Below are 1,238 nucleotides of genomic sequence, written 5' to 3'. Positions count from 1 at the left end.
TGTGGGTATTAGCATATGATGGAGAATTTGAAAACGAAGATGAATTGAAAGAGATAGTTAGAAGGATAAATCGCAAAGTAAACACTCAGATAAGTCAAGCAACAAACGTAACACCGATACTTTTGTTTCAAAAAGAGAAAGAGTATCTATCTCCTGTGCCAGATGCTAATATCGTTGAATCTTATTTAAGTCACTGTCTCAAAGTGAAAGTCCACAAAGATTCATTGATATATTACAAAGGAAATAGATACTCTGTTGCTGAAAAATACATAAATAAGACCGTAAGCTTGAAAATAAAAGAAAACCTTTTGTATATATATTATAACACAGAGCTGATAACGATACATAAAATTATTGAAGGGAGTAAAAAAATCAATTATCTACCTGAACATTACCAAATGTTGATGAGTAAGCATATAAAAAACAAAGAAGAGTTAGACGAAGTATGTGCTAACAACTTAAAAAGATTGAATAATCTTTTGTAATAGGAGGGAATATGAGTAATTACATAAAACTTCAAAATAACTTAGAAGAATTGAATCTTAATGAAATCAAGAACAATTTAGATAAATATTTGAATTTAGTAAAAGAAGGAGAAAAAAGTTTTGTAGATGCACTATATGAATTAAGTAGTTTAGAAATAAAAGCGAAAGAAAAAAGAGCGATGTATTCATGTGTAAGAATAGCAAACTTTCCTTTTTTGAAAGGTGTGGAAGATTTTGACTTTGCTTTTCAGCCAGGAATAAACAAACAGGAGATATTGGATTTAAAAAGTTTAAGATTTGTGGAGAACAATGAAAATATACTTTTTGTAGGAACACCTGGTGTAGGTAAGACACATTTAGCAGTTTCAATCGCAATAGAATGTGCAAAACACAGATATTCAACATATTTTATCAATTTCTATGACTTAATGTCACAACTAAAAAAGGCATTATTAGAAAATAGACTACAAACAAGACTAAAACATTTTGCAAAATACAAAGTACTTGTAATAGATGAGATAGGATATTTGCCAATAGATAATGACAGTTCTAACCTATTTTTTCAATTGATTTCAGAAAGATACGAAAAACATAGTACGATAATAACTACAAATACACCTTTTTCTGATTGGCAGGAAATATTTGGTTCTCCTATGTTAGCACAAGCTATTTTAGACAGACTTTTACACCATTCCCATGTGATTGCACTAAAAGGAGAATCTTACAGATTAAAAGAAAAACTGGATTTGTTTT

The 1,238-nt window shown here is 29.2% G+C and carries 1 protein-coding gene and 1 pseudogene; both read left to right on the top strand.

The window, feature by feature from the left end; all coding sequences use genetic code 11:
• Positions 1 to 485 (top strand): annotated as a pseudogene (locus tag X924_RS10180) (IS21 family transposase); the annotation flags it as partial.
• Positions 486 to 496: 11 nt separating this feature from the next.
• Positions 497 to 1,238, top strand: a 742-nt coding sequence (istB, locus tag X924_RS08815) for an IS21-like element helper ATPase IstB (RefSeq protein ID WP_121958545.1), incomplete at its 3' end; no start/stop codon positions are given.

The organism is Petrotoga sp. 9PWA.NaAc.5.4 (assembly GCF_002895485.1).
GTDB lineage: Bacteria > Thermotogota > Thermotogae > Petrotogales > Petrotogaceae > AZRK01.
This window is presented reverse-complemented; position numbering and strand designations above follow the sequence as displayed.